At 38.9% G+C, this 2,052-nt stretch carries 3 protein-coding genes; all 3 read right to left on the bottom strand.

Annotated features, from left to right (window positions below; all coding sequences use genetic code 11):
• Positions 1-134 precede the first annotated feature (134 nt).
• The gene (locus VPNCDNU1_RS28165) at positions 135-974 is read right to left on the bottom strand and encodes a DUF2971 domain-containing protein (RefSeq protein WP_104403447.1); all 840 of its coding nucleotides are present in this window, start codon (positions 972-974) and stop codon (positions 135-137) included.
• A gap of 185 nt (positions 975-1,159) precedes the next feature.
• Positions 1,160-1,462, bottom strand: coding sequence for a hypothetical protein (locus VPNCDNU1_RS28160; RefSeq protein WP_237324245.1), 303 nt, complete (start codon positions 1,460-1,462; stop codon positions 1,160-1,162).
• A gap of 144 nt (positions 1,463-1,606) precedes the next feature.
• The gene (locus VPNCDNU1_RS28155; protein WP_104403446.1) at positions 1,607-2,014 is read right to left on the bottom strand and encodes a hypothetical protein; all 408 of its coding nucleotides are present in this window, start codon (positions 2,012-2,014) and stop codon (positions 1,607-1,609) included.
• Positions 2,015-2,052 lie beyond the last annotated feature (38 nt).

The raw sequence follows: 2,052 nt of genomic DNA, 5'->3' as shown, positions 1-2,052 counted from the left end.
CAAGGCGCTATAACGCCGCGTTAAGTGGTGAGCAACGCTACCACCCTACCTAAACCATTGTGACATAAACACTTAAACCAAAGTAAGCCGTAAATGCCAAGCGTTGGGAATCCGTCTTAAACGCTTTGTTAAGTTTATATTTGATGAAGCTTCATTTCATATTTTCTCGGGTGAGGAACGGCAATCATTACCTTTATCTTCGAAAGTCCATGATGCTCTAAGGCTTCAATAACAGACTTACGAAATTCAGGTGTCGACTTCCATCCGAATGTAACAGAACTAATTGAACACTTAGGATATTCGAATAACCTAACACGTTGATAGATTTCATCAGAACTATCCGGTAACTCGTCGGGATATGGGAGCAATGTATTGCCATTTGGAAGCTGAATATGTTCTACAAATGACATGCTCTTTCTTACTTCTTGCTCATATGCCCAATCCAAGCTCTTTGTCGTGAAAAGAGAGGCATCTTGGCGACTTTGCAAAGGATTCAAGTATGGTCTTTGATCGCTATACTCAATATCTGACACACCAATTTTAAAGTATTCATGATCTGAGTCGAAGCCAAGGACGAAACCTTCATGATTTTGAGCATAATGAGACCACATAAGGATATTTTGATTCGTTTTGCTTAAACTCAGGTAGCCTTGAATAAGAGCATCCCGCATTACAATAGAAAAAGCTTGCTCTAGAAGCCATTGTTCATCTGTGTAGCATCTATAAAAGTTGGGAAAATCCTTCTTACGAGCACGAATAAACTGTTTTCTTTTGACGGCACTTTTAAAGTCTATCTGATCTGCTTCAGATTCAATTTTCGTCAAAAAATTCTTGAAATACCATTCCTTATCTTTATCGATGATCGCTGGAAAAACCTCAAAAGGATCATTTAGGGCAATTGCTTGTGTATACCTGATTTTCAGATTACTCAGTACATCTAGCCGTTGGGGACTAAGATACTTAAAATATTCCATTAAATCTCCAATAAACTTAACGCCCAATTAAACTGCCAAAAACGTACAAATGCCGTTTCTGCATACCACCTTAAACACCAAACTCAACGCAAACTAAAAATGCCACGCGTTTTTGGTCTGTTTGAATTGTTTGTTATATTTTGGTTACCGCGAGTTGTAAGTCCAGAAACTTAGTTTGAACTTGATTATTCTTCTAAAAACCGTACGCCCTTACCGTGTTGTCGAGCATATTCAATTTCACCTTCGGTACTTTTTCCGATATAGCCACCCACATTTAAAACAAGAATTTCATCAGACATATCTATTTTGCGTTTATGTAAGTCGCCTAGCATTCGTTTATCTTCTTCTGTTAGATCGATATGGTCATCGTACTCTAGACCACCAACACTTAGTACAATATTACCCGCCATGGTTTCATTGAAGTTGGCATCCCAAAATGCTTGCTTAAATTTCATACTCCCACAAAGAGTTACTACTATTGGCTTCACGACGCCTCCTTCTAAAATATAACGCCTTGTTAAGTAGCAGCTAACCACCACTGCACTCAAACAAAACCACCGTAATCACTAAACTCAACCAAACCAAAATCGCCGACTGTTAGCTGTCTGCTTGAACAATTTGTTAGGTGTTTTTCACCAAAACTGCCACCATTTTTTTGGTTGAGAAGACTCTGTTACTTGTGAATTTTCAGGGTTTGGCGAGTCAGGTTCAGAATTTAACATCTCTGCAATCATGGCTTCAAAAGCTGGTGTACTAACTTGTTGCAATGTAACCAAAGCTTGCTTTACATTTGGTTCGATCGAATCTGCGTTGTAGCCATTGGCTACTGCCTCTTCCATGCACCAACGTTCAAGCTTTGGCGTGTTAAAGGAGATTCTGACACTATTTGAATTGTCGCGATCAACCCAAAAATAAATGGCTGGATAATCTCCTTTGGGCAACGATGATACTCCATCAAATTCACCAATATATTCTGGAACTGATTGCTCTTCTTTATTCATCCGATTGTGTAACAGTGGAAATAAATCTACGTGTTCCATGAATTTCTCCTTGTTATGACACCTAACGCCAGCTTAAA

The sequence above is a fragment of the Vibrio penaeicida genome, assembly GCF_002933855.1.
In the GTDB taxonomy this organism is placed as follows: domain Bacteria; phylum Pseudomonadota; class Gammaproteobacteria; order Enterobacterales; family Vibrionaceae; genus Vibrio; species Vibrio penaeicida_A.
This window is presented reverse-complemented; position numbering and strand designations above follow the sequence as displayed.